The sequence below is a fragment of the Streptomyces lunaelactis genome (genome assembly GCF_003054555.1).
In the GTDB taxonomy this organism is placed as follows: Bacteria; Actinomycetota; Actinomycetes; order Streptomycetales; family Streptomycetaceae; genus Streptomyces; species Streptomyces lunaelactis.
On the sequence record NZ_CP026304.1, the window covers coordinates 3,320,407 to 3,346,470 of the forward strand.

Genomic DNA, 26,064 nt, shown 5'->3' on the forward strand with positions numbered 1-26,064 from the left:
TCAGGCCCTGTCCAGCCGATCTTGCCGGGCTCGCGTGCCCTGGTGCCTGATCCGGCCTGATCGACCGGACAGGACCTCACTTCAAGGCACCACATCTATCAGACCCTCGTACGCCACCGGGCCGGTCCTGCCGTAACGGCCACTTTCCAGTCACCGGCCCATCACAGAAAGTTGTTCCCGGAAGTCGCGTCATCGCCGCGGAACAACGCGCTCTCTCCCTGCAAGGCCCGCCCACAAGGCCTCGTACAGGAAGGAAGAGCACTCTCATGCACACCGTGGTGGAACGCGAGCTCGAGCTCAAACTGGTGCTGTCGCCCGAGTGCAGCATCCCCGTCCCGGCCCGGCTGACCTACCGCACGGACGACCCGTACGCCGTGCACATCACCTTTCACACCGGCTCCGACAACCCCGTCAAGTGGACCTTCGCCCGCGAACTGCTGGTCGAAGGGGTCTTCCGCCCGTGCGGCCACGGAGATGTCCGGATCTGGCCCACCAAGGTCGAGGGCCGGAGCGTGGTCCTGATGGCACTCAGCTCCCCCGACGGCGACGCGCTGATCGAGGCGTCCGCCGCGGTGGTCTCCGCCTGGCTGGAGCGCACGCTGCGGGTGGTCCCTCCGGGCTCTGAGTCCGAGCAGCTCGGCATCGACGACGGCCTCGCCGAGCTGCTCACGCCCACCCCGGCCGACGATCTGTGGCTGCGCGACCCGTTGCCCTCGGACGAGTCAGGGGACGGAGACAGCTAGGCCGAGCGGACCGCGTATCCGCGGCTCAAGCGGCTGATCACTGCGCATGAGGTGCAGGTTCCATCGGAGCCCGATGCCTGCTTCGCCCGATATTATGCATTTTGTGATCACACTCGGGCGGCGGCGGCGCCGTCGTCCTCCCTACAGCGGCCGGTGGGAAGCTGCCCGGTTGTCACCGGTGATCCTTACCATCCTCATCGCAGGCCTGGCGTTCTCCACACCGAGGGAGATCGCCGTCAGCCGTCTCCTGCCCGCCGCACCCGCCCTCGCCGCCGCGATGTGGCCCGTGCTCCCCACGATCCTGTTGGGGACGTTCTGCCTGATGGTCATGATCGGCCTCAGCTTCGTCTACACCGACCTGGGGACGCCATACACGGTGGCCGCGATCGCCGCGGTCACCCTGGCGGCCGCATACGCAAGCCATGTCCGACTCCAGCGCGAGGAGACCCTCTTCCACGTCCGGCTCGTCGCCGACGCAGCCCAGGAGGTGCTGCTGCGGCCCCTGCCGCGCCGCATCGAGGACGTCGAGATCGAGTCGCTGTATCTGGCGGCCCAGGAGCAGGCCCGGATCGGAGGCGACTTCTATGAGGCGGCCGGCACACCGTACGGGGTCCGGCTGCTCATCGGCGACGTACGCGGCAAGGGCCTGTCCGCAGTGGGGGTGGCCTCGGCGGTGATCAGCTGCTTCAGGGAAGCCGCGTACGAAGAGCCCGACCTCAGGGGCATCGTCCATCGCCTGGAGACCAGCATCACCCGCCACGGCACTGCGTTTCCCGTCCAGGACCTGCCGGAGAGCTTTGCCACCGCTCTTATCGCCGAGATCCCGCACGGCGGCGGCCACGTCAGACTCCTCAACTGTGGGCACCCCCCGCCGCTGCTCGCGCACCGCGGAAAGATCCGCGTCCTGGAGCCCACCACCCCATCAGCCCCTCTCAACCTCGCAGCGCTCATCGGAGACCACTACTGCGTCGACACCGTCGCCTTCGCCCCGGGCGACCAGCTGCTGCTCTACACCGACGGCGTATCGGAGACCCGGGACCGTACCGGTGAGTTCTTCCCGCTGCCGGACTGGATGCGGCGGCAGGGCCCGGAGCCGCCCCGCGAGTTGCTCGACCGGCTTCACCGGGATCTGCTCCACTACAGCGGCGGAAGGCTCAACGACGACATCGCGGCCCTCGCAGTGCGGTACCCGAACATCCGGGCCCAGGAGCCCCCGGCGTAGGTGGCCGGAAGCGTGGCGGACTCGCCGGTCGGCCGGGCAGTACACCCGGGTCACCTGCATCGCATTCTCCTGCCGTCGCCGCGTCGAAAACACGCCGCACGAGGGCGATCCGCGCCGCCGCCAGGAAAACCGCTTGCGCTCGCGTGGAGCGTGGACAGAATCAGCGCGTGCAGATCCTGTCGTTCCCCGAAGAAGCCACTCCGTCCGAGTTGCGCATCCAGGTGCGGGAGATCCAAGAGCAGGCGTGGCCGTCCGCGCGTGTCTCGGTCACCCCTGCCGATGCGCCCACCCACGATCCTGTGCTGCGGCCGTTGTCGATGCTGCTGGTGGAGGAGGGTTCGGTACTGGCCGCGCTGGACATCCTGTCCAAGGAGATCGTTCACACCGGTCGGCGCTATGCCGCTGGTGGGCTGAGCACTGTGGTGACGCGCCGGGAAGCTCGTGGTCGCGGGTGCGGCCGGCGCCTGGTGGCAGCGGCCCGGGAGACGATGGTCACCCAGGGACTGGACCTGGGCATTTTCACCTGCGACCGCCCGCTTCTGGCGTTCTATGAGAGCGCCGGCTGGCACCTTCTTCGTGGGGCTGTACTCATCGGGGGAACACCACAGGCTCCCTTCCCCAGCGACCAGCCCGGCTTCGACAAGGTCACCATGGCCGCATTCTTCTCGGCGGAGGGCAGGCAGGCCCAGACGTCGTTCCACCACAGCCGCGTCGAGCTGTATCCAGGGGAGATCGACAAGCTCTGGTGACGCCCGGGCAGGCGAACCTGACTGCGTCCTGCGCTTCGTCCACCGCGCACTCGGCGTCATCGGGCTGGACTGCCACAGCCTGTTCAGCGAGGACGGACGCCAGCGCCTGCTGTGGTTCACCGCCCCGCCCGGCACCCAGGGCGCCGCCCAGCTGGAATTGCTCTCCGTCATCGGCACGCAGGACACGGCGGCGAGCGAGAACGCGCGTCAGTCGGTGACGTAGGTATGGGTGATGAATTCGATGGAGTGCCCGTCGGGGTCGTCTATGTACACCCCGCGGCCTCCGAAGTGGTGGTTGATCTGCTGCGGCTTGTCGTGCATCGGATCGGCCCAGTAAGGGAGTTCGCGTTCGGTGATCCGGCCGAAGATCTCGTCGAACTCGTCCTCGGAGACCAGGAAGGCCAGGTGCTGGGGCGTGATACCGGCCCGTACATCGAGGTAGTCGAGGGTGACGCCGCCGGCCAGCGGCAGGCTCGCGAAAGGGCCGAAGGGCTTGGGGTCCGGCTCCCCGATCAGTTCGGCGAGAAAGCGGGCACCGGCGAAGCGGTCGCGGCTGTGCACGATGGTGTGGTCAAGACGTGCGGGCACGGCTCCTCCTCTGAAGCGTGAGGCGGTTACGGATCGACCTGTCCTTTCACGCTATGCGGGGAGCCGGGTCCGAAGCATCGGGCTTTCGCCGTAGACCTGGGGCTCCTCGCCGTACGCCGAAGGTCCGGGGCCTGTCCTGTGGATCCTGCCGGGCTCCTCGACGCCGGCGGGCCACCGCGGCCGTCGGTCAGAAGAGCTTGCCGGGGTTGAGCAGACCCAGCGGGTCGAACGTCTGTTTGATGCCGCGCTGCATCTCCACGCCCACCGGGCCGAGCTCCCGGGCCAGCCACTCCTTCTTCAGCACGCCGACGCCGTGTTCGCCGGTGATCGTGCCGCCGAGCTCCAGGCCGAGGGCCATGATCTCGTCGAAGGACTCGCGGGCGCGGCGGGACTCGTCCGGGTCGGTGTGGTCGAAGCAGACGACGGGGTGGGTGTTGCCGTCGCCCGCGTGCGCGCAGACGCCGATGGTGAGGCCGTACTTCTCGGCGATCGCGGCCGTGCCCTCGATCATCGCGCCGAGCTTCGAGCGCGGTACGCAGACATCGTCGATCATCGTGGCCGACTTGACGGTCTCCAGCGCTGTGAGCGACAACCTCCTTGCCTGGAGGAGGAGTTCGGACTCGGCGACGGTGTCGGCGGGGACGACCTCGGTGGCGCCGGCCTCGCTGCACAGCGCGCCGACGGCTGCCAGATCGGCTGCCGGGTCGGGGGTGTCGAAGGCGGCCAGGAGCAGTGCCTCGGTGGTGTCGGGCAACCCCATGTTCGCCATGGCGTTGACGGCGCGCACCGTCGTACGGTCCATGATCTCCAGGAGCGAAGGGGTGTGGCCGCGCTCCATGATCGCGCAGACAGCCTCGCAGGCGGCGGCCGCGGAATCGAACTCGGCGGCCAGGACGAGCTGCGCCGGCGGCTGCGGCCTGAGCGCGAGCACAGCCTTGACAACGATGCCGAGGCTGCCCTCGGAGCCCACGAAGAGCCGGGTGAGGTCATAGCCGGCGACGCCCTTGGCGGTACGGCGGCCGGTGCTCATCAGGCGCCCGTCGGCGAGGACGACGTCGAGGCCGAGGACGTACTCCGCGGTCACTCCGTACTTGACGCAGCACAGGCCGCCGGAGGCGGTGCCGATGTTCCCGCCGATGGTGCACGTCTCCCAGCTGGAGGGGTCCGGCGGGTAGTACAGGCCGTGCTCGTTCACCGCGCGGGACAGCACGGCGTTGATGACGCCCGGCTCGACGACCGCGATCCGGTCGACCGGGCTGATCTCCAGGATCCGGTCCATCTTGGTCAGGGAGAGCACGATGCAGCCGTCCGAGGCATTGGCGGCGCCGGACAGACCAGTGCGGGCGCCCTGCGGGACGACGGGGACGCGCAGCGCGGTCGCCGTGCGCATGACGTGCTGGACCTGTTCGACGGTGCGCGGCAGGACGACGACGGCGGGGGTGCCCGCTTCGCAGAAGCTGGCCATGTCGCGTCCGTACGAGGCCGTGATGTCCGGGTCGGTGATCAGCGCTTCGGACGGCAGACCGGCGCGCAGCCGGTCGAGAAGATCCCGGGGGTCCGGGGGTTGTCCCCCAGAGAGATGCAGCATGATCCCAGCCTCGCACCAGGGGCCATCGGTGTGAACCCGTCCGCCTTCCGCTTCGCAGGGCCGGGCGCATTCTTCGTATTGACTGTCTGCTGACGCACAGTGAGCGCCATGAAGAGCGAACTCGTGAAGAACGCCGCGATCAGCACGCTGGTCGGCGCGACGCTGGTGACCGGGGTGATCACACTCGCGCCCGGCTGGGGGGACGAGAGCCCGCCGCCCGCCCCGGGACCGGCGGCGCGGGCGGCGGCCGCGGTGGGCGCGGGCGCCCCGGCCTCCCTCGCCGATCTGACCGCGCTCATCGGCGACCGGGAGATGTGGCTGCGTACGCACCCGCGCGACGAGGAGTCGTGGGCGGTGCTGGGGTCGGCGTATGTGGAGCAGGGCACGCGGCTGGCGGACGCGGCGTACTACCGGCGGGCGGAGAGCGCGCTGCGGCGCTCGCTGGAGCTGTTTCCGGGTGAGCAGGGGAACGTCGACGCGCTGGTGGGTCTTGCGGCGCTGGCCAACGCCCGGGGCGACTACGCGGCGGCCCGTACGTCGGCCGAGAGCGCGCGGAAGCAGAGGCCGCAGCGGTGGACGGCGTATCCGGCGCTGATCGACGCCTGCAACGGGCTCGGCGACTACGCGGCCGCGGGCAAGGCGATGGACAAGCTCCAGGAGCTGCACGAGGACGCGCAGACCATGGGGCGCGCGGCGCAGATCCTCCGGGACAAGGGCTGGCGCGAGGACGCGGCGGCGATGGCGTACAACGCGGCCGCGACGGCGGATGCCCCGGCGGAGAAGGCGGCCGCGCTGTACCGGCTGGGCGAGCTGGCCTGGGAGCGGGGCGAGCCGGTGGAGGCGACCGGCCACTACGACGCGGCGCTGCGGTTCGCGCCCGATCACCATCCGTCGCTGGCGGCGCGGGGGCGGGCGCTGGCGGCACTGGGGCGTACGGACGAGGCGTTCCGCGACTACCAGGCGGTGCTGACGCAGGCGGCGCTGCCCGGATACGCCCTGGAGGCAGGTGAGTTGTACGCGTCGATGGGGCTGGACGGGGATGCGGCGACGCAGTACGAGCGGTTGCGGGCGCCGGCGGGGCGGGGCTGGTGGGTCCGGCCATGGCTCCGGCCAGGTGGTGCTGGGCCTCTTCGAGGCGGACCACGGCGACCCGGAGGCGGCGGTGCGGCGGCTGAAGGGCGAGTGGGACAAGAAGCACCGGAGCATGTCCGTCGCGGACGCGCTGGGCTGGGCGCTGTACCGGGCGGGGAGGCCGAAGGAGGCGCTGCCGTACGCGAAGAGGGCGACGGATCAGGGGCTGCGGAGTGCGCTGTTCGCGTACCACCGGGGCGAGATCGAGCGGTCCCTGGCGCAGTACGGCCCGGCCCGCCGGCACCTCGAGGAGGCGCTGCGGACCAACCCGTACTTCTCACCGCTGCTGGCTCGGGTGGCGCGGGAGACTCTGGCGGCGCTGGGGGAACCGGAGGGGGGCGGGCCGAAAGAGGTGACGGGGATGGAGAGCGGTGGCGGGGCCGGTTGTGGGGATGAGGCGGCGGAGGAGCCGGGGTGTCGCAGCCGACGCCGTCCGGCGAGACGCAGTCGCCACAGAAGCCGGAGCGGAGCGGGAGGAGGGCCGGGGCCGTCGAGCCAGTCGAGCCCGGTGAGCCCGGCGAAGCAGCCAGCCGACGGCCCCGGGGTGTCGGGGTGGGGCAGGACTGAGGCGGGTGCGGGTGGGGTGCGGGTGCGGGTGCGCGCCTGCGGCTGTGCCCTCCCGCCCCTTCCGCAGGGGCTCCGCCCCCGGACCCCCGCGCCTCAATCGCCGGCGGGGCTTGAGATTGCCGGTCCGGCAACCTGCCAGGGCCACAAACCTAAACTCGCAGGACCGCGTACACGATGAGGTTGTCCACCGGGTGGCCCTCGGCGTCGAAACCACCGTCGCAGGTGATGAGGCGCAGCGCGCGCTCGTCCGTCCTGCCGTAGACCTTCTCCGTCGGGAACGCGTTCTTGCTGACCGTTTCCGTGCCCGTGACCGTGAAGTGCGCCGTCGACCCCCGTGCCGTCCGTACCGCGATGTCCGCGCCCTTGGCGATCTTCTTCAGGTCGTGGAAGACCGCCCGGCCGAAGCGCGTGTCGTTGTGGCCGATGATCACCGCCGCTCCGCGCTCGCCGGGGACGGTCCCGCCGGTGTACCAGCCCGCGGTCATGCCCTTGTCTGCGGGCGGGACTTCGACCGTGCCGTCGCCGTTGAGGCCGAGCTTCATCAGCGAACTCGCCACGCCGATCGACGGGATGGCGACATGCGCCGGGTCCGCCGGCTTCACCTCGACGGTGCGGGGCGGTGCGGTGGACGGAGCCTGCGCGGCCCGCGGTTGAGTCGGTACGGCGTCGGCCGAGCATCCGGCGAGGGCGGCCAGGACGAGGAACAGGCCGAGGGCGCCGGTCCGCCGTATCCGGTGGTGCGTACGGGACATGGAGTCTCCAGTGCGGGGACGGCGCCGCCGGGCAGCGACGCCGTCCAAGGAGGAACAGGAGGTCAGCGGTTGGCGCGGCGGCGCACCACGATCGTGCCCGCGCCCGCGAGCAGGGCGAGCGCGGTGGCCGATCCGGCGAGGGCGGTGGTGGAGCTGCCGGTCTCGCTACCGGCTGGGCGCTCCCCCGCCGAGACGCCACCGCGCGGCGCGGAGCCGCGTACCGGGGCGGGCTTGTCCCCCGCGGCCACGCCGCCCCGCGGCGCCGCCGAAGGCCCTCGGTCCTGCGGGGCGGTGACGGTGTCGGAGCCCTTCGAGGGCGCGGGGTCCTCGGTCGGCCGCGCCGAGGGCGGGGGCGTGGTGTCGGCGAAGGCCGCCGCGGACGGGACGATCACCGCGGCGGCCGCGACGGTGGCGAGGGCGAGGGCACGCAGGGACAGACGGTGGGACATGGGGGTGGCTCCATTCCAGCTCGGCCTTGTTGGCACTTGGCGACAGGCTGGCGTGAAGTTGTGAGGAAGCTGTCAGAACGCTGTGGTCATCGGATCAGGGCCGGTCCCCGGCCGAAACCGCCACGTGAAGCGCGGCAGCGTGAGGCAGTCGCAGCGTGAAGACCGAGCCCTGCCCCTCTGTACTCTCCACGTGCACCGTGCCCCCGTGCGCCTCCGCCAGCTTGCGCACGATCGCAAGACCGAGACCGCTGCCACCCGTGCGCCGGCTGCGTGACTTCTCGGCCCGCCAGAAGCGGTCGAAGACGTGCGGAAGATCCTCGGCCGGTATGCCGCTGCCCGTGTCGGCCACCTCGATGCCGACGCTCCCGGCATCGATGCCGTACGCGCGCAGGGTCACGCGGCCGCCGGGCGGTGTGTGACGTACCGCGTTGGACACCAGATTGCCGACCGCCTGCCGCAACCGGACCGGGTCGGCGCTCAGTTCGGGCACCTCGGCGCCCGGGGCCGGTCCGGTCACCGTCAGTGTGACGCCCGCCGTTTCGGCCTGGGCCTGGTGCGCCGCGGCGACCTGGCCGAGCAGCTCCTCGATCCGTAGCGGCTCGGGGTGCAGCCGCAGCGCGTCCGCGTCCGCCTGCGCCAGGTCCTGGAGGTCGTCGATGATGTGCTGCAGCTGCACCGCCTCTTCCAGCAGGGAGGAGACGAAGGCGGGGTCGGGGTCGGCGAGGCCGTCCTGCGCCGCCTCCAGCCAGCCGCGGATATTGCTGAGCGGGGTGCGCAGTTCATGGGCGACGTCGCTGACCATCGCCTTGCGCTGCTCCTCCAGACGGGCCCGGTGCGCGGACATGTCGTTGAAGGCGGCGGCCAGCCGCCCGATCTCGTTGTCCGCGGTGACCGGGACCCGGGCGGGGTCCGCGTACCCGCCGTCCTTCATCCGCTGGGCCGCTCCGGTGAGCGCGAGCAGCGGCCGTACGAGCCGGGTGGCGGCGAGTACGGACGCGCCGACGGTCAGCGCCAGGACAAGGGCCGCGGCACCCGCGATCCGGGCGGTGTTCGCCGGGGAGAGATCGAAGCCGGGAACGCTCCCGCTGTCGGGATCGCCGATGAACAGCAGTGCGGGCGAGGCGACATAGGAGCTGAGCTGTTCGCGGCGCGCGGTGCCGACGCAGGACGCGACGGCCCGGTCGTCGTCACTGGGGCCGCGCACGCCCGGGGTGCTCGGGGCGGCGCTCGGGGCAGGCGTGTTCGTCCAGGACAGCTCCAGATTCAGCTGCACGGCGTCGCGGCCCTGGCGGCTCAGGCAGGCGTTGGCCAGCTTACTGAGCGCGGTCAGCGCCTTCTTCTCGGTGGCGGTGGGCTCGTCGAGCGAGTCGGTGGAGCACCGGGTGCCCTCGATGCGGCCGGGGTCGTTGCCGACGACCTCGATGCGCGGACGGCCGCTGGGGGCGACGACGATGTCCGAGCTGATCCCGTACTCCCGCAGACAGTCCACACTCCGGACCGCGCTCTGCCGCAGCCGGGTGCGTTCCTTCGCCGGCAGCCGGAACGGGCCGACGGCACGCGGGTCGATCCGGTCCGCCGTGGCATCCGCGCTCTGCCGACTCGGGGGCGCGAGCGCGCTGTCCGCGGCGAGCGGGTCGACGATCGCCGAGGCCAGGGACGGCAGTTCGGGCGCCGAGGCCTGGGTGGCGGAGTCGGCGATGGGCCCGCGCTGCTGGGTGGTCAGGGCGATCCGCCGGCCCGTCTGCCCGGCCAGCTCGCGTACGGCCTTGTCGACTCCCTCCCACCGGGGGTGAGTTGCCGCGTATCCGAGCAGGGTCTGGTAGATCCTGGCGTCGTCGGTGAGGTTCTGCCCCTGCTCCTCCTTGATCGCGCCGGAGGTGGTCTGCACGGCGAGCCACGCGGTGGCCGCGACCGAGCAGACGGCCACCAGTGCGGACACCGCCAGCAGCCGGCCGAGCAGGCTCTTGCGGAGCGGCAGCCGCTTGCCTGCCCCCTGCCTACGACGGCGCACGCGACGGACTCTTCGCCGGATCGGTCAGCTTGTAGCCGACGCCGAAGACGGTGAGCAGCCGGGCGGGCCGCCGCGGGTCGGGTTCGATCTTCTTGCGCAGGTTCATGATGTGCACGTCGACGGTGCGGTTGCTGATGTAGCGGTCGAAGTCGTGGAGTTCCTTCAGCAGCAGCTGCCGGGTGAAGACCCGGTCGGGCTCGGCGGCCATCGCGGCGAGGATCCGGAACTCGCCGGGCGTGCAGTCGACGCGGCCGCCGTCGACGGTCACCTCGTGCCGGTCCGGGGCGAGGACGAGCGTGCCCACCGCGAGGACGTGCTCGACGGACGGACCCAGTCTGGTGCGACGCAGCAGGGTGCGCACGCGGGCCATCAACTCCCGTGGGCTGTACGGCTTGGTCATGTAGTCGTCGGCGCCGAGATCCAGGCCCAGCAGCAGATCGTCCTCCGTACTGCGGGCGGTCAGCATCAGCACCGGCAGTTCCCGGGCCTCGGCCCGCAGCACGCGCAGCACGTCCAGTCCGTCGGCCCGCGGCATCATCACATCGAGGACGAGCAGGTCGGGTGCCTGGTGCCGGACCGACTCGATGGCCGCTCTTCCGTCCCGTACGACGGTGACGGTGTGGCCCTCCCGCTCCAGATAGCGGCGGACCAGCTCGGCCTGCTTCTCGTCGTCCTCGGCGACCATCACGTATGCGCACACGCCGCCGATCGTAAGCGGTCGCCCGGCCGGGCGGGCTTACCTGGCCCGCCCGGCACTTGAGGGCACAGCACAGCAGGCCCGCCCGGCACTTGAGGGCACAGCAAGCCCGTCCGGCTTGAGGACGCAATTACAGATTGCCGCGCTTCTCCTGCTCGCGCTCGATCGCCTCGAACAGCGCCTTGAAGTTGCCCTTGCCGAAGCCCATCGAGCCGTGCCGCTCGATCATCTCGAAGAAGACCGTCGGCCTGTCCTGGACCGGCTTGGTGAAGATCTGCAGCAGATAGCCGTCCTCGTCACGGTCGACCAGGATCTTCAGCTCGCGCAGCGTCTCGACGGGCACCCGCGTCTCGCCCGCCCACTCGCCGAGCGTGTCGTAGTACGAGTCGGGGGTGTCCAGGAACGCGACTCCCGCCGCCCGCATGGCGCGTACCGTCGCGACGATGTCGTTCGTGGCGAGCGCGATGTGCTGGACACCCGCGCCGCCGTAGAACTCCAGGTACTCGTCGATCTGCGACTTCTTCTTCGCGATCGCCGGCTCGTTGATCGGGAACTTCACCTTCAGCGTGCCGTCCGCGACGACCTTCGACATCAGCGCGCTGTACTCGGTCGCGATGTCGTCGCCCACGAACTCCTTCATGTTCGTGAAGCCCATGACCTTGTTGTAGAAGGCCACCCACTCGTTCATCTTCCCGAGCTCGACATTGCCCACGCAGTGGTCGATGGCCTGGAAGGTGCGCTTGGCCGGCGGCTCGACGATCGGGGCGGCGGCGACGAAGCCCGGCAGGTACGGGCCGTCGTAGCCGGAGCGGTCGACCAGGGTGTGCCGGGTCCTGCCGTACGTGGCGATCGCGGCGAGCACCACCGTGCCGTGCTCGTCCTTGAGCTCGTACGGCTCGGTGATGCCGCGGGCGCCGTGCTCCACCGCGTAGGCGTACGCGGCGCGCGCGTCCGGCACCTCGATGGCGAGGTCGACGACGCCGTCGCCGTGCTCGGCGACGTGCTCGGCGAGGAAGCTGCCCCAGTCGGTGGCCTGCTTGATCACGGAGGTGAGGACGAAGCGCGCGCCCCCGTTCTCCATGACGTAACTCGCGGTCTCGCGGTTGCCGTTCTCCGGTCCGGAGTAGGCGACCAGCTTCATGCCGAAGGCCGTGGAGTAGTAGTGCGCGGCCTGCTTGGCGTTGCCGACGGCGAAGACGACCGCGTCCATTCCCTTGACCGGGAAGGGGTCGGCCTCTCGCGCGGTGGTCGGGTTGTGATCGATGGTCTCAGTCATACGAGCAGGCTCCCGCCGATCCACAAGATGCGCAATAGTTCACGATTCCACTGGGCAATCTGCACAGCGGAGAGGGAGGATGGTGAGGCTATCTGTACAGGATGACCATTCGGGAGACACAATGGCGATCGATCATCTGGACGGCAGGCTCATCGTGCTGCTGGCGCGCGAGCCGCGCATAGGGGTGCTCGAGGCGTCCCGCCGGCTCGGTGTGGCCCGCGGCACTGTCCAGGCGCGCCTGGACCGGCTTCAGTCCAATGGAGTCATCCGCGGCTTCGGACCGAACGTCGACCCGGCGGCGCTCGGCTATCCCGTGACCGCCTTCGCCACGCTGGAGATCAAGCAGGGACAAGGGGCGGACGTACGGGCCCATCTGGCAGGCGTCCCCGAGGTGCTGGAGCTGCACACCACCACCGGACACGGCGACATGCTCTGCCGTCTCGTCGCCCGTTCCAACGCCGATCTCCAGCGGGTGATCGACCGTGTTGTCGGTTTTGATGGCATTGTGCGGGCCTCCACGGCGATCGTCATGGAGAACCCGGTGCCCTTGCGGATCATTCCGCTGGTGGAGCAGGCCGCGGAGGGCTTCATCGAGTAGGGCTAGGGCCTCCAAAGAAGTGGCTGCAGCGAAGTAGTTGCAAAGAACCCCTTGCAACTATTCCTTTGCAAGGCTATCTTTGCGTCATGCCCGAGCCAGAGCCCTCCCCCGGATCCGAACGGCACACCTACCGCCCGCTCGACCCACGCTCCCTGCGCGGCCTCGCCCATCCGCTGCGGATGCGCCTGCTGACCACGCTGCGGCACGACGGGCCCGCCACCGCCTCCCAACTGGCGGACAAGCTGGGCGAGTCCAGCGGCGCCACCAGTTACCACCTGCGCCAGCTCGCCGCCCACGGCTTCGTCGAGGACGACCCCGAGCGGGGCAAGGGCCGCGAGCGCTGGTGGAAGTCCTCGGTGGAGGGGACGGGCTTCAGCGACACGCTGTTCAGCGACCCCGACCCGGCGGTGCGCGGGGCCGCGGACCTCTTCATCCACGAGGTCGCGACCATGCACACCCAGGAGGTCGGCACCTGGCTCGGCACCGCACGCGAGTGGCCCGAGAAGTGGCGCAGGACCTCGGACCTCAGCGACTGGACCCTGCGGCTGACGCCCGCGCAGGCCGGCGAGCTCAACGAGAAGATCCACGAACTCATCGAGAGCTACCGGGACTTGGCACCGGATACCAGGACCGAGGACACCGCCCAGATCCGTATGCATCTGCACGCCTTCCCGCGCTCCACCGACTGACGCGCTCAACCGACCGACGCGCTCCACCGACTGAGGGGACAGACGGACATGCACGCCGACGTACATCTGCTGCTGCACGGGATCCGCGCCGCGGAGCTCCAGGAGGAAGCCGCCAGGAGCTGCCCGCCTCGCGAGGACCTCCGTACACAACTGGGCTGGAAACTCGTCGAGTTGGGCCTGCGCCTGATACGGCAGCCGCCCGCGCGGGCCGCTCGCATCGCATGAGGGCGAAGGGGGACGCGGGCCGCGGCCGCCGTACTCGGCGGTCTCGCGGCCGGCTGCCTCATCGAGCAGTCCGGACTGACGACGGCAGATGAACACCACGCAACCGACCACGGAGGTCAGCAGGCCGGAACCTTCCCGCCCTTGTCCAGCGCCCGAAGCGAATCCACCGCGTCCTTCAGTGTCGTGACGGGGATCAGCCGCAGCCCCTTGGGGAGTTCGGCCTGCGCGTCGGAGCACTCGCCCTTGGGCACGAGGAACACGCTCGCCCCGTCGCGCTTGGCGGCCTGAGTCTTCAGGGACACCCCGCCGACCGCGCCGACCTTGCCGTCGGCGGTGATCGTGCCCGTACCGGCGACGTTGCGGCCGCCGGTGAGATCGCCGCCCGCGCCGTCGCCGTCGAGCTTGTCGACGATGCCGAGCGCGAAGAACAGCCCGGCGCTGGGTCCGCCGATATCGGCGAGGCGGAGGTTGACCTTCACCTTCGCCGGGTCCTCGTCGAGGAAGCCGAGAGCGGCCTGGGTGGCGACGTCCTGCGACTCCTCCATGTCCTGGAGGTTGTGCTTCTCGACCTCCTCGTCGGACTTGCCGGCCGGATAGACGGTGTCGCGGGGCAGGACCGCACGGTCCGTCCTGAACCACGCGTCGAGGACATCGCCGAGGTCGACATCGGCGGACGGCCCGGTCGCCACGATGGTCGTCATCCGCAGCTCACCCTTGGGCGTACGGGTGGGCGCACCGGAGATGGTGATGACCGGAGTGCCTTTGTCGGCCCCCAGCACGTTCGCGGTCGAGCCGGGCTGCGCGACGGCGTACGGCAACGGCGCGAACCCGGCGACGGCGAAGAGGGCGACGACGGGGAGGGCGCAGATGGTAATGGCGCGGGGGCGCGTGAGGCGGGAGAGCACGGTGCGAATCTATCTGACGTACGGGGACAGACCAGGGGGCACCCGGAGCCGGGGTCGGTGGGGCCCAGACCCGCGCTCGGCCACGGGGCTCACCCGGAGAGACCGCACCGGCACCCGGACCGCGGGCACCCGGAAGGGACCCGCACCCCTCAAGCGCCCCGCGTCAGCGAAGCGCGTCCGCCACCTCGCGCGCCGCGTCGACCACCCTCGGCCCCACCCGCTCCGGCACCGAGTCCGCCAGCATCACCACGCCCACGCTGCCCTCTATCCCGGTCACCCCGACCAGCGCCGCGGCCGCGCCACTCGCGCCCGCCTCCAGTTCGCCGTGGGTGAGCGTGTAGCCGGGCTCGTCGAGCCCGCCCTGCTTGCCCTGCTTGTTCTGCTTGTTCTGCCTGCTCTGGCGGGCGGCGAGGATCGCCTTGCCCGCCGCGCCCCGGTCCAGCGGGTGCCGGAACCCGGCCCGGTAGGCGACGTGATAGTCCGTCCACGTCGGCTCGACGACGGCGACCGCGAGGGCCTCCGCCCCGTCGACGAGGGTGAGATGGGCCGTAGCCCCGATGTCCTCCGCGAGCGAGCGCAGCGCCGGCATCGCGGCCTCCCGCACCAGCGGGTGCACTTGGCGGCCCAGGCGCAGCACGCCGAGCCCCACCCGGGCGCGGCCGCCCAGGTCACGGCGGACGAGGGCGTGCTGCTCGAGCGTGGCGAGCAGCCGGTAGACAACGGTGCGGTTGACGCCGAGTTTGTTGGACAACTCGGTGACGGTCAGCCCGTGGTCGGTGTCGGCGAGCAGTTTGAGGACACGCAGTCCCCGGTCGAGCGTCTGGGAGGTCTCCGCGGTCACGACGCCCTCTCTTTCGGAGGTGAGTGACGGCGGTCCTCCGACGGGAGTTGCGACACCGGTCCCATCGGCGACACACCCAGAGGCCGCCGGCAGGCCATGGCACACCGGCTGCGCTCCGCGGCGGCGCTGCCACGGGGCGTTTACATTGCGGGGACAGTAGCGACACTGGTCCGCTCAGCGGAAGGCCTCGTCCACAATCCGGGCGCCTGCACCGGCCACGCGCCCGGTTGCTCCACATTTGGGCCTGCATTCCGGGAATGACCGGAGCCCGAGCGCAACGATCGCACCCGGGTCCCGTTTCGTACGGATTCGCAAGGAATTGTCCCTACGGCAGACCGCCTACGGCCTACGGCTCGCGCCGCCAGGCTCAGCGCATCCGCGTGGCCCACTCCTGAACCTTCTTGATCCGCTCCCGGATCTGCCCGGCCGTCGCCTCCGCGCTCGGCGGCCCCCCGCACACCCGCCGCAGCTCCGTGTGGATGACCCCGTGCGGCTTTCCGCTCTGGTGGACGTACGCGCCGACCATCGTGTTCAGCTGCTTGCGCAGTTCGAGCATCTCCTTGTGGGAGACGACGGGCCGCCGCTCGGCCGGCAGCTCCAGCAGGTCCGCTTCCTCGTCCGGCCTCTTGCGGCTGTGCGCGATCTGCCGCGCCTGCCGCTTCTGCAACAGCAGCTGCACCTGGTCGGGTTCGAGCAGCCCGGGGATGCCGAGGTAGTCCCGCTCCTCCTCGCTGCCCGGGTGCGCCTGCATGCCGAACTCGGCGCCGTCGTACAGCACCCGGTCGAACACCGCGTCGGATTCGAGGGCCTCGAAGGGGAGCATGTCCTGCTCCCCGGTGTCCTCGTCCTGCTCGCGCTCGGCCTCCGCCATCTCCTTCTCGGATTCGGCGTACGGGTCCTCTTCCCCGTCCTTCTTCGGCTTGTCGAGCACGTGGTCGCGCTCGACCTCCATCTCGGTCGCGAAGCCGAGGAGGTTCGGGATGGTCGGCAGGAAGACGGACGCGGTCTCGCCGCGGCGGCGCGACCGTACGAAACGGCCGACGGCCTGCGCGAAGAAGAGGGGCGTCGAGATGGTGGTCGCGTACACACCCACCGCCAGGCGCGGCACGTCGACGCCCTCGGACACCATGCGGACCGCGACCATCCAGCGGTCCTCGTTCTCGCTGAACTCCTCGATGCGCTTGGAGGCGGCGGCCTCGTCGGAGAGCACGAGCGTCGCCTTGGTTCCGGTGATCTCGCGGATCAGCTTGGCGTACGCACGGGCCGAGTCCTGGTCGGAGGCGATGACCAGACCGCCGGCGTCCGGGATGCCCTTCCTCACCTCCGTCAGCCGCTGGTCGGCGGCGCGCAGCACATTCGGCATCCAGTCGCCGCGCGGATCGAGGGCGGTGCGCCAGGCCTGCGAGGTGGCGTCCTTGGTCATCGGCTCGCCGAGGCGCGCCTCGATCTCGTCGCCGGCCTTGGTGCGCCAGCGCATGTTGCCGCTGTAGCTGAGGAAGATGACGGGCCGGACGACGCCGTCCCCGAGGGCATTGCCGTAGCCGTAGGTGTAGTCGGCGGCGGACCTGCGGATCCCGTCATTGCCTTCTTCGTACGCGACGAAGGGGATCGGGTTGGTGTCGGACCGGAAGGGCGTACCGGTGAGCGCGAGCCGCCGGGTGGCGGGGTCGAAGGCCTCGAGGCAGGCCTCGCCCCAGGACTTGGAGTCACCGGCGTGGTGGATCTCGTCGAGGATGACGAGGGTCTTGCGCTGCTCGCAGCGGTTGCGGTGCAGCATGGGCCGTACGCCGACACCCGCGTACGTCACGGCGACGCCGTGGTACTCCTTGCTCAGCGGTCCGGCGCTGTACTCCGGATCGAGCTTGATCCCTATGCGGGCCGCCGCGGCCGCCCACTGCTTCTTGAGGTGCTCGGTGGGAGCGACGACGGTCACCTGCTGGACGACGTGGTGGTGCAGCAGCCAGGAGGCGAGGGTGAGCGCGAAGGTGGTCTTGCCGGCGCCGGGTGTGGCGACGGCGAGGAAGTCCCGCGGCTGCTCCTGGAGATAGCGCTCCATGGCGCCCTGCTGCCAGGCACGCAACTTGCCGGCGGTACCCCAGGGGGCACGCCCGGGGAACGCGGGCGAGAGGTGGTGGGAGTGGGCGGTAGTAGTCACGGTCTCCGGTTCAACGCTCGTCCAGGTATGACAACCGGGCCACCCTACCGGCGGCCCGGTTGCGACCCGGCTCGAACACCGCCGGTTCCCCCCAGGGTGCGACTCAGCTCACACCGCTTCGTGCAAGGCGCGCAAACGCCGGGCGATCTGGCCCACATCCTCGAGATTGCCCATGGCCACCTCGATCACGACGCGCTCTCCGCCCGTAGCCGCGTCCCCACCCACGCCCCCACCAGCGCCACCCCGCCATCGGCAGGAACACCACCGCGAACGCCCCGGGTGCGAACCCGCCGCACCGACGACCCGCCGCATGCACCGCACCCCACCGCTCCCCCGCCCAGCGCGGCGAACCCCGCACCGCCCGCCGCCAGCAGCAGCACGTTCGACAGCCCGTCCGAGATCTGCAGCGCCGCCGAATTCGCGCCCGCCTCCCCCGGCGCCGACAGCTTCAGCAGCAGCACGCTCGTCGAGGCGATGACCATGCCCATGCCGAAGCAGCCAACCCCCCACGCGACGCCGACGATCCACACGGGCACCGACGGGATCAGCACGCTCGGCGCGGTCGCGATCGCCGCCGCGACCATCACCATCCCGGTCACCATGAGCCCTTCCCGGTACGCCTCCAGGCGCGGCCGGGACTGTACGTACGAGCCCAGCGCCCACGTCGCCCCGCCGACCGCCAGCGACAGCCCGGCCATCGTCGGGGACAGCCCCCGCTGGGTGACGAGCATCAGCGGCACGAAGGACTCCGCCGCGATGAAGGACCCGGCCGCGATCCCCCGCAGCAGTACGACGGACGGCAGCCCCCGCGCCGCCCGGTACGTGCCCCGCGGCAGCAGCCCGAGCGCCGTCGGCACCAGCAGCGCCGCGCCCGCGGCGGCGGGGAGCAGCGAGAGCCACCCCAGATCCTGGGCCGCGTACTGAAGCAGCCCGGCGCCCAGCGAGATGCCCAGGGCCAGCCGGATCCTGCGCCCGTCGAAGGGCTGCGGCGGCGCGGCGGGATCGGCGGGACCCGACGCCATCCGCCGGATCGCCGGCAGCGCGAGCGCCAGCGGGAAGACGACGAGCGCCGGGATGCCGATGAACACCCAGCGCCAGCCGAGGTGTTCGGTGACCGTCCCGGCCGCGAGTGGCCCCACGACCGAGGGGATCACCCAGCTCGCGGCGAACGCGGCCATGATGGACGGCCGCAGCCGTTCCGGGTACGCACGGCTGACGACCACGTACAGCGCGACGATCACCAGCCCGCCGCCGAGCCCCTGCACGGCCCGCCCGATGATGAACAGCCACATCGTGCCCGCGGTGCCGGACAGCAGCAGACCCGCGCCGAAGGCCGCTATCCCGGTGGCGAGCGGCCGGAGCGGCCCGTATCGATCGGCCCACTGCCCGGAGAGCACCATCGCGAAGAGGCTGGTGGTGAAGTACGCGGAGAACGCGAAGGCGTACAGCTCAATGCCGTGCAGCTCCCGCGCCGCGACCGGCATCGCCGTGCCGACGGCCGTCGCCTCGAAGGCGATCAGCAGGACGACGGAGACGATGCCGACGCTGAGCGCGCGATGCGCCTTGCCGAGGACGCCCTGTCCGTCGGGCACCACGTCACTGTCTCTGTCATCGTCTCGGTCGTCGGTCGGCGGCGTGACCTCGGCGTCACGTGGTTCGAGGGCGGTCATGCGCCCCAGAGTAAGGGGCATGGAACGGGATGAGCCCTGTCGCTGGACGGGCAGCGACTGGTCCCTTGGTCGTACGACCATGAACGGCGTATGGCAGTCGCATTGCGTCCCGGGCCGGACCCTTGAGCGGGGTCCCGGCCCCGCCTACGGTCGGGTCATTGGAGTCACACGGCCGTGTGCCCGAGTGGTTGAGGGGCTCGCCTGCAAAGCGAGTTACGCCGGTTCGATTCCGGTCACGGCCTCCGGTAGCCAATGGCGCTGAGCTGCCAGGAGACAAAGGGCGGTCCCGAGTGGGACCGCCCTTCGTGGTCTTCCGTCTGGGTCTGGACGACCAACCTATGAGGCCCATGAGGCTCGCTCAGGAACTCCGTGGACCAGCAGCGAGGCAGCCCCTTCCCACCCCAGGACCAACGGCCGCATGCCCGTCGTGAACCCTCCAGGCCTCTGCGGGTAATAGGGGATGCGGGGGCAGGCACTCGCGCACAGAGGTGAGCGTCCAGTACTGCCGTGAAGCCAACAAGGGCTTTCGCGCAGATCAGGTTGGGCACTTGCAGGCAAATCAAAAAGGAGTGGACTTTGAAGAAGATGGCAGCAGGCGCGAGCACGGTAGCCGCATGCACGGCATTTATCACGGCGCTGGGCATAGGGACAGCATCGGCGGCCCCGCAGTCTTTCAGCGAGTCCTCAGCTGCCCACGGCTACACGAACGGCAGTATCGAATTCTACAATCGGTCTGTACTCATTACCGGGACGGTGAAGTCCAACACGACAGGGTGCGTGAGGGTAGCGTTCACCATCCCGGACCCCACCCCCGCACCTGACGTCTACGAGACCCGCACAGCTTGCGGACGGGGAACAGGAACGAGCAAGGGATTTGAGTTCACTGCTCCTGCGAATTTCCCGGGTGGAGCTGCCTGGGTAAAGGTGCAACTGGGGATCGTAGGGGATAACGGTCTCGTCAGTGACTGGGTCGACGGAGACATCTACTACCCGTAGATCTGACGGATTGCGCATCGAGAAACTTGCGGCCTCGTCTCTCTGCCTGAGAAGAGGCCGCAAGTGCGACTGCGGAAGTGCTGCCCCCGCCGGGATGGGTAGCCGGCGACCTGGTCCCGATTCCGCCTGTGCCGGCCAACGGGGCTCCGCTGCTCACCATGCGAGACGAGGAGGCGGCGTGGCTCAGTGAGTCGAATGCGGGCTACGCCGGTCCGATTCCGGTCACGGCCGTCCACGTAGAACCTCGATGCGCCGCGCTCACTGCTCGTAGGCGTCCTTCAGTCCCTGGACGTCGATCTTCTTCATCCCGAGCATCGCCTTCATGACCCGCTCGGACTTGACCGGGTCGGGGTCGCTCAGCAGATCGGTCAGCACCTTCGGGATGATCTGCCACGACAGCCCGAACCTGTCCTTCAGCCAGCCGCACGACCCTTCCTCCCCGCCGTCGCTGAGCTTCGCCCAGAGTTCGTCGACCTCTTCCTGGGACGTGCAGTCCACGAAGAGCGAGATGGCCTCGTTGAACGTGAACATCGGGCCGCCGTTCAGCGCGATGAACTGCTGCCCCGCGAGCTCGAACGTGACGGACATGGCGGTTGCGTTGACCACGCGGGAGTCGCCGAAGATCGACGTGTAGTGCTGCGCGGCTTCTTCCGCCTGGTTGTCGAACCACAGGAAGGTCGTGATCTTCTGCGGCTGCGCTGTCGTCATGGGGTTCTCCTCTGCGATGAGCCGCGCATGCGGCTGCCAGTCCGGCCGGTCCTGAGGGGTAGACCGGTCCGGGCACCGGAACTCATCGCTCGGGCCTCGGCCACCTCCCTCCTTCTCCGGTCCGGCGTTTGAGTAGGCTCGTGCCGCTCAGCACACACCGGGGGAAATTTGCGCATGGAACGCCTACGTCTGGACGACCCTCCGCAGATCGGGCCCTACATCACCCTGGCCCGGCTCGATGCGGAGGGCACGGCTGCAACGGTTCCCGAACGCCGTCTCATCGCCCGCAGCGCCGACGGCGACCGTACGGTCATCGCCTGTCTCCCGCGGATCGGCGCCGATCCGGCGCGGTGGGCGGTGGAGGCGGAGGGTGCCCGTCGCCTGTCGATACCGGGGCTGCTGCCGGTCACGGAGGCCGGCGGCACGGCGGGCTTCCCCTGGCACGCGGCGCAGTACGTTCCCGCACTCCCGCTGCCCGCGGTGCTCGAGGCTCAGGGTGGTCCGTTGCCCGAGGCGGTCGTGCGTTCTCTGGGCGCCGCCCTCGCGCAGACGCTGGCCACCGCCCACGCCCAGGGTGTTACGCACGCGGGCCTGTGCCCTGCCGCGGTCCTGGTGAGCGCCGAGGGCCCGCGGCTCACCTGTTTCGGGGCGGTACGTTCCGCGGCGGCGGACAGTGAACAGCGCGCCGGTCTGGCGGGGTTGGACTCCGGCAGCCTGGCCCCGGAGCAGGCCCAGGGCGGCCGCCCCCGCCCGCTGGGCGACGTCTACGCGCTGGGCGCGGTCCTGTCGTACGCGAGCACCGGCCACACCGTCCCCGAGCGCGACGAACTCCCCGCCTCCCTGCGGCAGTTGATCACCGCCTGCCTGGCCCGCGACCCGGCCATGCGTCCCCAGGCACACCAGGTCCTCGGCGACCTGACGTCGTCCGCGCCCGGCACAGCACCTCAGGGCACTGTCCTGGACACCGCCGCCGCATTCCCCCTGCCCGCCCTGGTGGTCGCGGCGCTGGCCCGCCAGTCGGCGCAGGTCCTGGCCGCCGAACTCCCCACCCTCCTTCCTCCCGGGACTGACGGCTGATGTTCTCCCCGCTCACCCACGACGACCCGCACCAGCTGGGCGTCTACCGCCTCATCGCCCGCCTGGGCAGCGGCGGCATGGGCACCGTCTACCTGGCCCGCTCGGCCCCTGGCCGCACCGTCGCGCTGAAGACGATGCACGCCCGCATCGCCACCGACCCCGCCTTCCGCACCCGCTTCCGCCTCGAAGTCGACGCGGCCCGCGTCATCGGCCCCCTCCACGGCGCGCAGGTCTTCGACGCCGACCCCCTCGCCCAAACCCCGTGGCTGGCAACCCAGTACGTCCTGGGCCCACCCCTCGACGACGCGATCGCCCTCTCGGGACCGCTCCCGGAGCCCGCGGTACGTGCCCTGGGCGCCCTGCTGTGTGCCGCCCTGAGCCAGCTCCACCACTCCGACGTCGTCCACCGCGACCTCAAACCGTCCAACATCATGATCACGGCGGACGGTCCCAAGGTCATCGACTTCGGCATCGCGCGAGCGATGGGCGACGACCGCCTGACGCGCACGGGCGCGGCCGCCGGCACCCCGGCCTTCATGTCACCGGAGCAGGCGACGGGCCAGGAACACACCCCGGCGGGCGACGTCTTCGCCCTGGCCGGGGTCCTCACCTACGCCGCCACCGGCCACGGCCCGTTCGGCTCCGGCAAGCCGGCGGACCTGCTCTACCGCGTGCGCTACGCGGACGCGGATCTCACCGGCGCCTCCCCATCCCTGGCCGCACTGCTCGCCCGCTGCCTCAGCAAGGCCCCGGCAGACCGTCCCACCACGACGGAACTCGCAGCCCAACTGTCCGCCTCCACAACGGGCTTCGCCCACCACCTCCCCCAAGCGCTGCTCACCGACATTGCCCGCCGAGCAGCCGAGGTCTGGCGCGTCCGCCCCTACCGCCTGCCGCCACCGGCGGACACCTCACCAGAGCCGCCGACGGTCCCCGTGTCACCCGCCATATCCCGCCGGAAACTGCTGACGGTGGGCGGGGGGTCCGTACTCGGCGTGGCAGCCGCCGGGGCGGGAACCTGGACATGGCTCGGGCGACAGGGCAGTGGCGAGGGCAACGGCAAGGCCACGCACGGGAGTCAGACGCCCAGCGCTTCAGCAGCGCCCAAGTGGGACCTGTTGTGGCAGGTGCAGCTCTCCCCCGATGTCCTCCTCCATGGCATGCCGCTCACCCCCCTCATCCTGGGTGACCTGGTGGCCGTGTCGGACGGTATGGGAAGCATGCGCGCCATCGATGCCCGGAGCGGCAAGGTCACGTGGGAACCCTTCGGCAAGAACCGCACCCACGAGGTCGTCACCGACGGCAAGCAGCTCTACTTTCCTACGGCGCCCATGGGTGACAACGAGCCCCTCGCCATCACTGCTGCCGGCCCGTCGTCGGGAGATCTGGAACCTCCCGTTGCCCGGCTCAAGGAGTTCAACGAGGACATCTACGAGAACCAACTGCTGTGTGTCGCTGATGGTGTCCTCTATCTCGCCGCCGGCCAGGGCAAGGGCTCGGAGGACTATCCCGGCTTCACCAGTGACCAGTCATGGTTCCTGCTTGCCGTCGACGTCCGCGCGGGCAAGGAGCGCTGGCGTCAGCCGCTGCCGCGACGGCCCGACAAGTCGACCCGGCTCCACTTCCTGGCCGGTCAGGTTGTCGGCAACCGCCTCGTGCTGATGCAGGAGACCAACGACGGCAAGGTCAGGATCCAGGTCCGCGACACCCGTACCGGGAAGCTCCACTGGGACCAGCCGCTGGCCGTCTCCGAGCCGGACACCCTCAAGGGCAGGCTGACCGTCGACGACCGGTACATCTTCCCCAGTGCGGGACCGCTGCGTGCCCTGCGCCTGAGCGACGGCGGCGAGGCATGGAATGCCGGCGACGACCGTTCCGGCCGGACCGGGCCGCCCATGGTCAAGAACAACGTGGTGTACGCGGTTGAGGAAGGCGTCGGAGTCGTCGCCGTCGACGCCGCCACCGGAAAACTGCGGTGGGCGGAGAAGGGCGGCAAAGGGGCCGGCGCAGACCTCGCCACCCCGCCCGTGATCGGTACCCGGTACGTCTACAGCAGGAGCGCCGCCCAGCTCCGGGCGATCGAGATCCGCACCGGCACAGCCACCCAGGCCTACAAAGCCGCTGGAGACCGCTTCTTCGCCCACGCGTCCGCCGGGCGGATCATCGCCGTCGGCGAGGCGTTCGTCGCCGCCTACCCCCTCCAGTGACTTCAGAGAAAGCAGCCTCCCCATGAATCCGCTCGGCACCGGTGACCCGCTCCGGCTCGGCCCGTACCGCCTTCTGGGTGTGCTGGGCGAAGGCGGTATGGGCAAGGTGTACTTCGGCCAGGACAACTCCGGACGCACGGCAGCGGTGAAGGTTCTGAGACCCGAACTCGCCCACGATCAGAACCTCGCACTGCGCTTCGTCCGTGAGGCGCAGATGGCCCAAGCCGTCACCAGTACGGGTGTTGCCCGCGTCCTGGGCGCCCACACGGAGGGCGGACGGCCGTGGATCGCCACCGAGTTCCTCACCGGACCGACGCTCGACCAGGCCATCGACGCCCACGGGCCCTTCGACGACCCGACCGTACGAGCCCTGGCCGCCGCGATCGCCCGCACACTGGCGGACATCCACACGGCGGGGCTGGTCCACCGTGACCTCAAGCCCGCCAACATCGTCCTGACGTCGGACGGCCCGCGCGTCATCGACTTCGGCATCGCCCGCCCGGAACACGGCCTCACCCTCACCACCACCGGCGAGGTCCCCGTCACCCCCGGCTACGGCGCCCCCGAGCAGGTCATGGGCCACCGCGTCGGTCCACCCGCCGACGTGTTCTCCCTGGGGGCACTACTGGCGTACGCGGCAAGCGGACAGCGCGCCTACGACGGCGGCCATGTCGCCGCCGTGCAGTACGAAGTCGTCCACGGCGAACCCCGGCTGAGCCACCTGCCCGAACACCTGCGACAGCTCATCGCCCCCTGCCTCGCCAAGGACCCCGCCCTCAGACCCACTCCCGGCCAGATCGCAGCGGCCTTCGCACCGCCGAGAGGCGCGGAACGCATCTGGCGCCACGGCCCCCTGGCCGGCGACATCAAGCAGCGCGAGCGCACGGTGCACCAGCTGACAACGGTGGTGGCCGCGCACGGGGACCCTCGCCGAGTCTCACGGCGCCGCCTGATCACCGCTCTAGCCACCGGGGGTGCCGTGATCGCGGCCGGCGGTGGTTCAGCGGCATGGTGGCTGCGAGAGCGGGAAACAGGGCAGAAGCCGGGGCCCTTTGCCATTCCCCCTGCCGTCAGGACTCCTGATGCGCGCATTCTGTCCGCGGACAAGGGTGACTTCGTCATCGGCGAGGCACCCACTCCCCTGTGGGGGCCGATGCCGGTTCTCGCCAAGGACTCGCCCGCGCCCTTGCCGGTACGCGATGTGGTCGTCTTCGGGGCCAGGGCAGGCGGCCTCGCCGCTCACAGTGTCGTGGACGGAAAGCACCGCTGGACCGCGCCCGACGTCGATGCGGCAGCCCTGTACTGCTCGCTGTCGGACGCGCTGATCGCAGCCGTCGACACCAAGGGATCGCTGGTGACCTTCGTGGCCTCCACCGGTGAACCCAAGTGGTCCGCCCCGGCAGCCGAGGCAACCACTCTCCTCGCGGCTGACGACGAAGCGGTGTATGTCGTCACGAAGAGCGGCCGGCTGCGGAGCATCGGCCGCTCGGATGCCACTGTCCGCTGGACGGCCCGGATCTCCGGCGACCTCGGCCCAAAGGCGCGACCACGAGGCGCCGCGGCCCAAGGCGTGCTGGTGGTAGCCACATTGGCGGGCGATGTCATCGCCGTGGACACAGCCGACGGTCGCAAGAAGTGGGACCTCCCGTCCCAGTCCGCTGCCGACGGCCTCAGGGTTGTTCCGAAGATCTCGGGAAGCACGGTGTATCTCAACGGCAGAACCTGGACCGCGCGCCGAATCGCCGACGGCAAAGAGCTGTGGAAGAAGACCAGTACCGACGCATTTGACAACGTGAACGCCTGGGGTCCCTCAACGGTCCATGGGACGACTGTCTACGCCGCCCAGGGTTCGTACATCTCGGGCCTCAACGGCAAGGACGGAAGCGAGGCTTGGCACGGGGTGACGACAGGCAGCGTGTCGGTCGTCCTCCAGGGCAGCAGCGTGTGGGGCGTCGACAACCTCAACACCGGACTCGGCGGGGTGGTGGCCTTTGACGCGGACAGCAAGAAGCAGGTGTGGACGTATCCCCTGACCAGGCGTGCCCTGCACTGGATCACGGGAGACAGCAATCGCATCTTCGTCATGGACGGAGCCGCGCTGATCGCCCTGCCGGTGTTCTGAGCCGGCAGGGCGCAGGCCCTGCTCCGTATCGGGTACGCCGCCGATGAAAGGCGGGCAGCGCGGGTCACACAGCACCTGGGCCATCTTCCAACGCGAGT

At 70.3% G+C, this 26,064-nt stretch carries 22 protein-coding genes, 1 tRNA gene and 2 pseudogenes; 13 read left to right on the top strand and 12 right to left on the bottom strand.

The window, feature by feature from the left end; genetic code table 11:
• Positions 1-266 precede the first annotated feature (266 nt).
• From SLUN_RS14985 to SLUN_RS41150, 4 genes and pseudogenes are all read left to right on the top strand, one after another.
• A complete protein-coding gene (locus SLUN_RS14985) occupies positions 267-743 on the top strand; it encodes an SsgA family sporulation/cell division regulator (protein ID WP_108148964.1) in 477 nt (158 codons plus the stop codon).
• Between the two features lie 103 nt (positions 744-846).
• Positions 847-1,965 carry a PP2C family protein-serine/threonine phosphatase gene (locus SLUN_RS14990; protein WP_371413830.1) on the top strand — a complete coding sequence of 373 codons (1,119 nt, stop codon included), beginning with the start codon at positions 847-849 and terminating at the stop codon, positions 1,963-1,965.
• Positions 1,966-2,132: 167 nt separating this feature from the next.
• The gene (locus SLUN_RS14995; protein ID WP_108154756.1) at positions 2,133-2,714 is read left to right on the top strand and encodes a GNAT family N-acetyltransferase; all 582 of its coding nucleotides are present in this window, start codon (positions 2,133-2,135) and stop codon (positions 2,712-2,714) included.
• A gap of 31 nt (positions 2,715-2,745) precedes the next feature.
• Positions 2,746-2,937: pseudogene (locus SLUN_RS41150) on the top strand (transcriptional regulator); the annotation flags it as partial.
• Here the strand turns inward: SLUN_RS41150 and SLUN_RS15005 are convergent.
• Both SLUN_RS15005 and SLUN_RS15010 read right to left on the bottom strand, forming a co-directional pair.
• Entirely contained in the window at positions 2,922-3,302 is a 381-nt protein-coding gene (locus SLUN_RS15005; protein WP_108148966.1) for a VOC family protein, read from the bottom strand. The pseudogene SLUN_RS41150 and the gene SLUN_RS15005 sit on opposite strands and share 16 nt — an antisense overlap.
• A gap of 187 nt (positions 3,303-3,489) precedes the next feature.
• A complete protein-coding gene (locus SLUN_RS15010) occupies positions 3,490-4,890 on the bottom strand; it encodes an FAD-binding oxidoreductase (RefSeq protein ID WP_108148967.1) in 1,401 nt (466 codons plus the stop codon).
• A 108-nt stretch (positions 4,891-4,998) separates the two neighbouring features.
• Here SLUN_RS15010 and SLUN_RS15015 point away from each other — a divergent pair, with 108 nt between their 5' ends.
• The gene (locus SLUN_RS15015; RefSeq protein ID WP_179955291.1) at positions 4,999-6,417 is read left to right on the top strand and encodes a tetratricopeptide repeat protein; all 1,419 of its coding nucleotides are present in this window, start codon (positions 4,999-5,001) and stop codon (positions 6,415-6,417) included.
• Positions 6,418-6,737: 320 nt separating this feature from the next.
• On the opposite strand, the gene SLUN_RS15020 is transcribed toward SLUN_RS15015, so the two are convergent.
• The 5 genes from SLUN_RS15020 to hppD form a co-directional block, all read right to left on the bottom strand.
• Positions 6,738-7,340, bottom strand: a complete 603-nt coding sequence (locus SLUN_RS15020) for a class F sortase (RefSeq protein ID WP_108148968.1) — start codon at positions 7,338-7,340, stop codon at positions 6,738-6,740.
• A gap of 62 nt (positions 7,341-7,402) precedes the next feature.
• Positions 7,403-7,789: a hypothetical protein gene (locus tag SLUN_RS15025; RefSeq protein ID WP_108148969.1), complete on the bottom strand. Its 387-nt coding sequence runs from the start codon at positions 7,787-7,789 to the stop codon at positions 7,403-7,405.
• A 94-nt stretch (positions 7,790-7,883) separates the two neighbouring features.
• On the bottom strand, positions 7,884-9,800 hold the full coding sequence (locus SLUN_RS15030; RefSeq protein ID WP_257153729.1) for a sensor histidine kinase: 1,917 nt from the start codon (positions 9,798-9,800) through the stop codon (positions 7,884-7,886).
• Positions 9,787-10,500: a response regulator transcription factor gene (locus SLUN_RS15035; RefSeq protein ID WP_257153730.1), complete on the bottom strand. Its 714-nt coding sequence runs from the start codon at positions 10,498-10,500 to the stop codon at positions 9,787-9,789. Before SLUN_RS15035 ends, SLUN_RS15030 begins: the two co-directional genes overlap by 14 nt.
• A gap of 127 nt (positions 10,501-10,627) precedes the next feature.
• On the bottom strand, positions 10,628-11,773 hold the full coding sequence (gene hppD / locus SLUN_RS15040; protein ID WP_108148971.1) for a 4-hydroxyphenylpyruvate dioxygenase: 1,146 nt from the start codon (positions 11,771-11,773) through the stop codon (positions 10,628-10,630).
• A gap of 121 nt (positions 11,774-11,894) precedes the next feature.
• Between hppD and SLUN_RS15045 the strand changes: the two genes are divergently transcribed.
• The 3 genes from SLUN_RS15045 (at position 11,895) to SLUN_RS39975 (ending at position 13,285) form a co-directional block, all read left to right on the top strand.
• Positions 11,895-12,371, top strand: a complete 477-nt coding sequence (locus tag SLUN_RS15045; protein ID WP_108148972.1) for an Lrp/AsnC family transcriptional regulator — start codon at positions 11,895-11,897, stop codon at positions 12,369-12,371.
• An 86-nt stretch (positions 12,372-12,457) separates the two neighbouring features.
• Entirely contained in the window at positions 12,458-13,060 is a 603-nt protein-coding gene (locus tag SLUN_RS15050) for an ArsR/SmtB family transcription factor (RefSeq protein ID WP_108148973.1), read from the top strand.
• 48 nt (positions 13,061-13,108) lie between these two features.
• Positions 13,109-13,285 (top strand): hypothetical protein, encoded by a 177-nt coding sequence (locus tag SLUN_RS39975; RefSeq protein WP_170146579.1) that lies wholly within the window; start codon positions 13,109-13,111, stop codon positions 13,283-13,285.
• 116 nt (positions 13,286-13,401) lie between these two features.
• Here SLUN_RS39975 and SLUN_RS15055 read toward each other — a convergent pair whose 3' ends face one another.
• From SLUN_RS15055 to SLUN_RS15070, 4 genes and pseudogenes are all read right to left on the bottom strand, one after another.
• Positions 13,402-14,190 (bottom strand): YlbL family protein, encoded by a 789-nt coding sequence (locus SLUN_RS15055; RefSeq protein WP_108148974.1) that lies wholly within the window; start codon positions 14,188-14,190, stop codon positions 13,402-13,404.
• A gap of 163 nt (positions 14,191-14,353) precedes the next feature.
• Entirely contained in the window at positions 14,354-15,031 is a 678-nt protein-coding gene (locus tag SLUN_RS15060) for an IclR family transcriptional regulator (RefSeq protein WP_108148975.1), read from the bottom strand.
• A gap of 367 nt (positions 15,032-15,398) precedes the next feature.
• A complete protein-coding gene (locus tag SLUN_RS15065; RefSeq protein WP_108148976.1) occupies positions 15,399-17,186 on the bottom strand; it encodes a DEAD/DEAH box helicase in 1,788 nt (595 codons plus the stop codon).
• Positions 17,187-17,371: 185 nt separating this feature from the next.
• A pseudogene (locus tag SLUN_RS15070) lies at positions 17,372-18,856 on the bottom strand (MFS transporter).
• A 170-nt stretch (positions 18,857-19,026) separates the two neighbouring features.
• Here SLUN_RS15070 and SLUN_RS15075 point away from each other — a divergent pair.
• A tRNA-Cys gene (locus SLUN_RS15075) sits at positions 19,027-19,098 on the top strand.
• A gap of 334 nt (positions 19,099-19,432) precedes the next feature.
• On the top strand, positions 19,433-19,852 hold the full coding sequence (locus SLUN_RS39450) for a hypothetical protein (protein ID WP_159100256.1): 420 nt from the start codon (positions 19,433-19,435) through the stop codon (positions 19,850-19,852).
• 258 nt (positions 19,853-20,110) lie between these two features.
• On the opposite strand, the gene SLUN_RS15080 is transcribed toward SLUN_RS39450, so the two are convergent.
• Entirely contained in the window at positions 20,111-20,560 is a 450-nt protein-coding gene (locus SLUN_RS15080) for a VOC family protein (protein ID WP_108148977.1), read from the bottom strand.
• A gap of 174 nt (positions 20,561-20,734) precedes the next feature.
• Between SLUN_RS15080 and SLUN_RS15085 the strand changes: the two genes are divergently transcribed.
• Genes SLUN_RS15085 through SLUN_RS15095 form a run of 3 tightly spaced genes read left to right on the top strand, consistent with a single transcriptional unit; the run spans position 20,735 to position 25,966 of the window.
• Positions 20,735-21,637, top strand: a complete 903-nt coding sequence (locus tag SLUN_RS15085) for a protein kinase family protein (RefSeq protein WP_108148978.1) — start codon at positions 20,735-20,737, stop codon at positions 21,635-21,637.
• Positions 21,637-23,844, top strand: a complete 2,208-nt coding sequence (locus tag SLUN_RS15090) for a serine/threonine-protein kinase (protein WP_108148979.1) — start codon at positions 21,637-21,639, stop codon at positions 23,842-23,844. The genes SLUN_RS15085 and SLUN_RS15090 overlap by 1 nt, the downstream gene beginning before the upstream one ends.
• Before the next feature lie 22 nt (positions 23,845-23,866).
• Complete coding sequence (locus SLUN_RS15095; protein WP_108148980.1) at positions 23,867-25,966, top strand: serine/threonine-protein kinase; 2,100 nt, start codon at positions 23,867-23,869, stop codon at positions 25,964-25,966.
• The last annotated feature ends 98 nt before the right edge of the window (positions 25,967-26,064 follow it).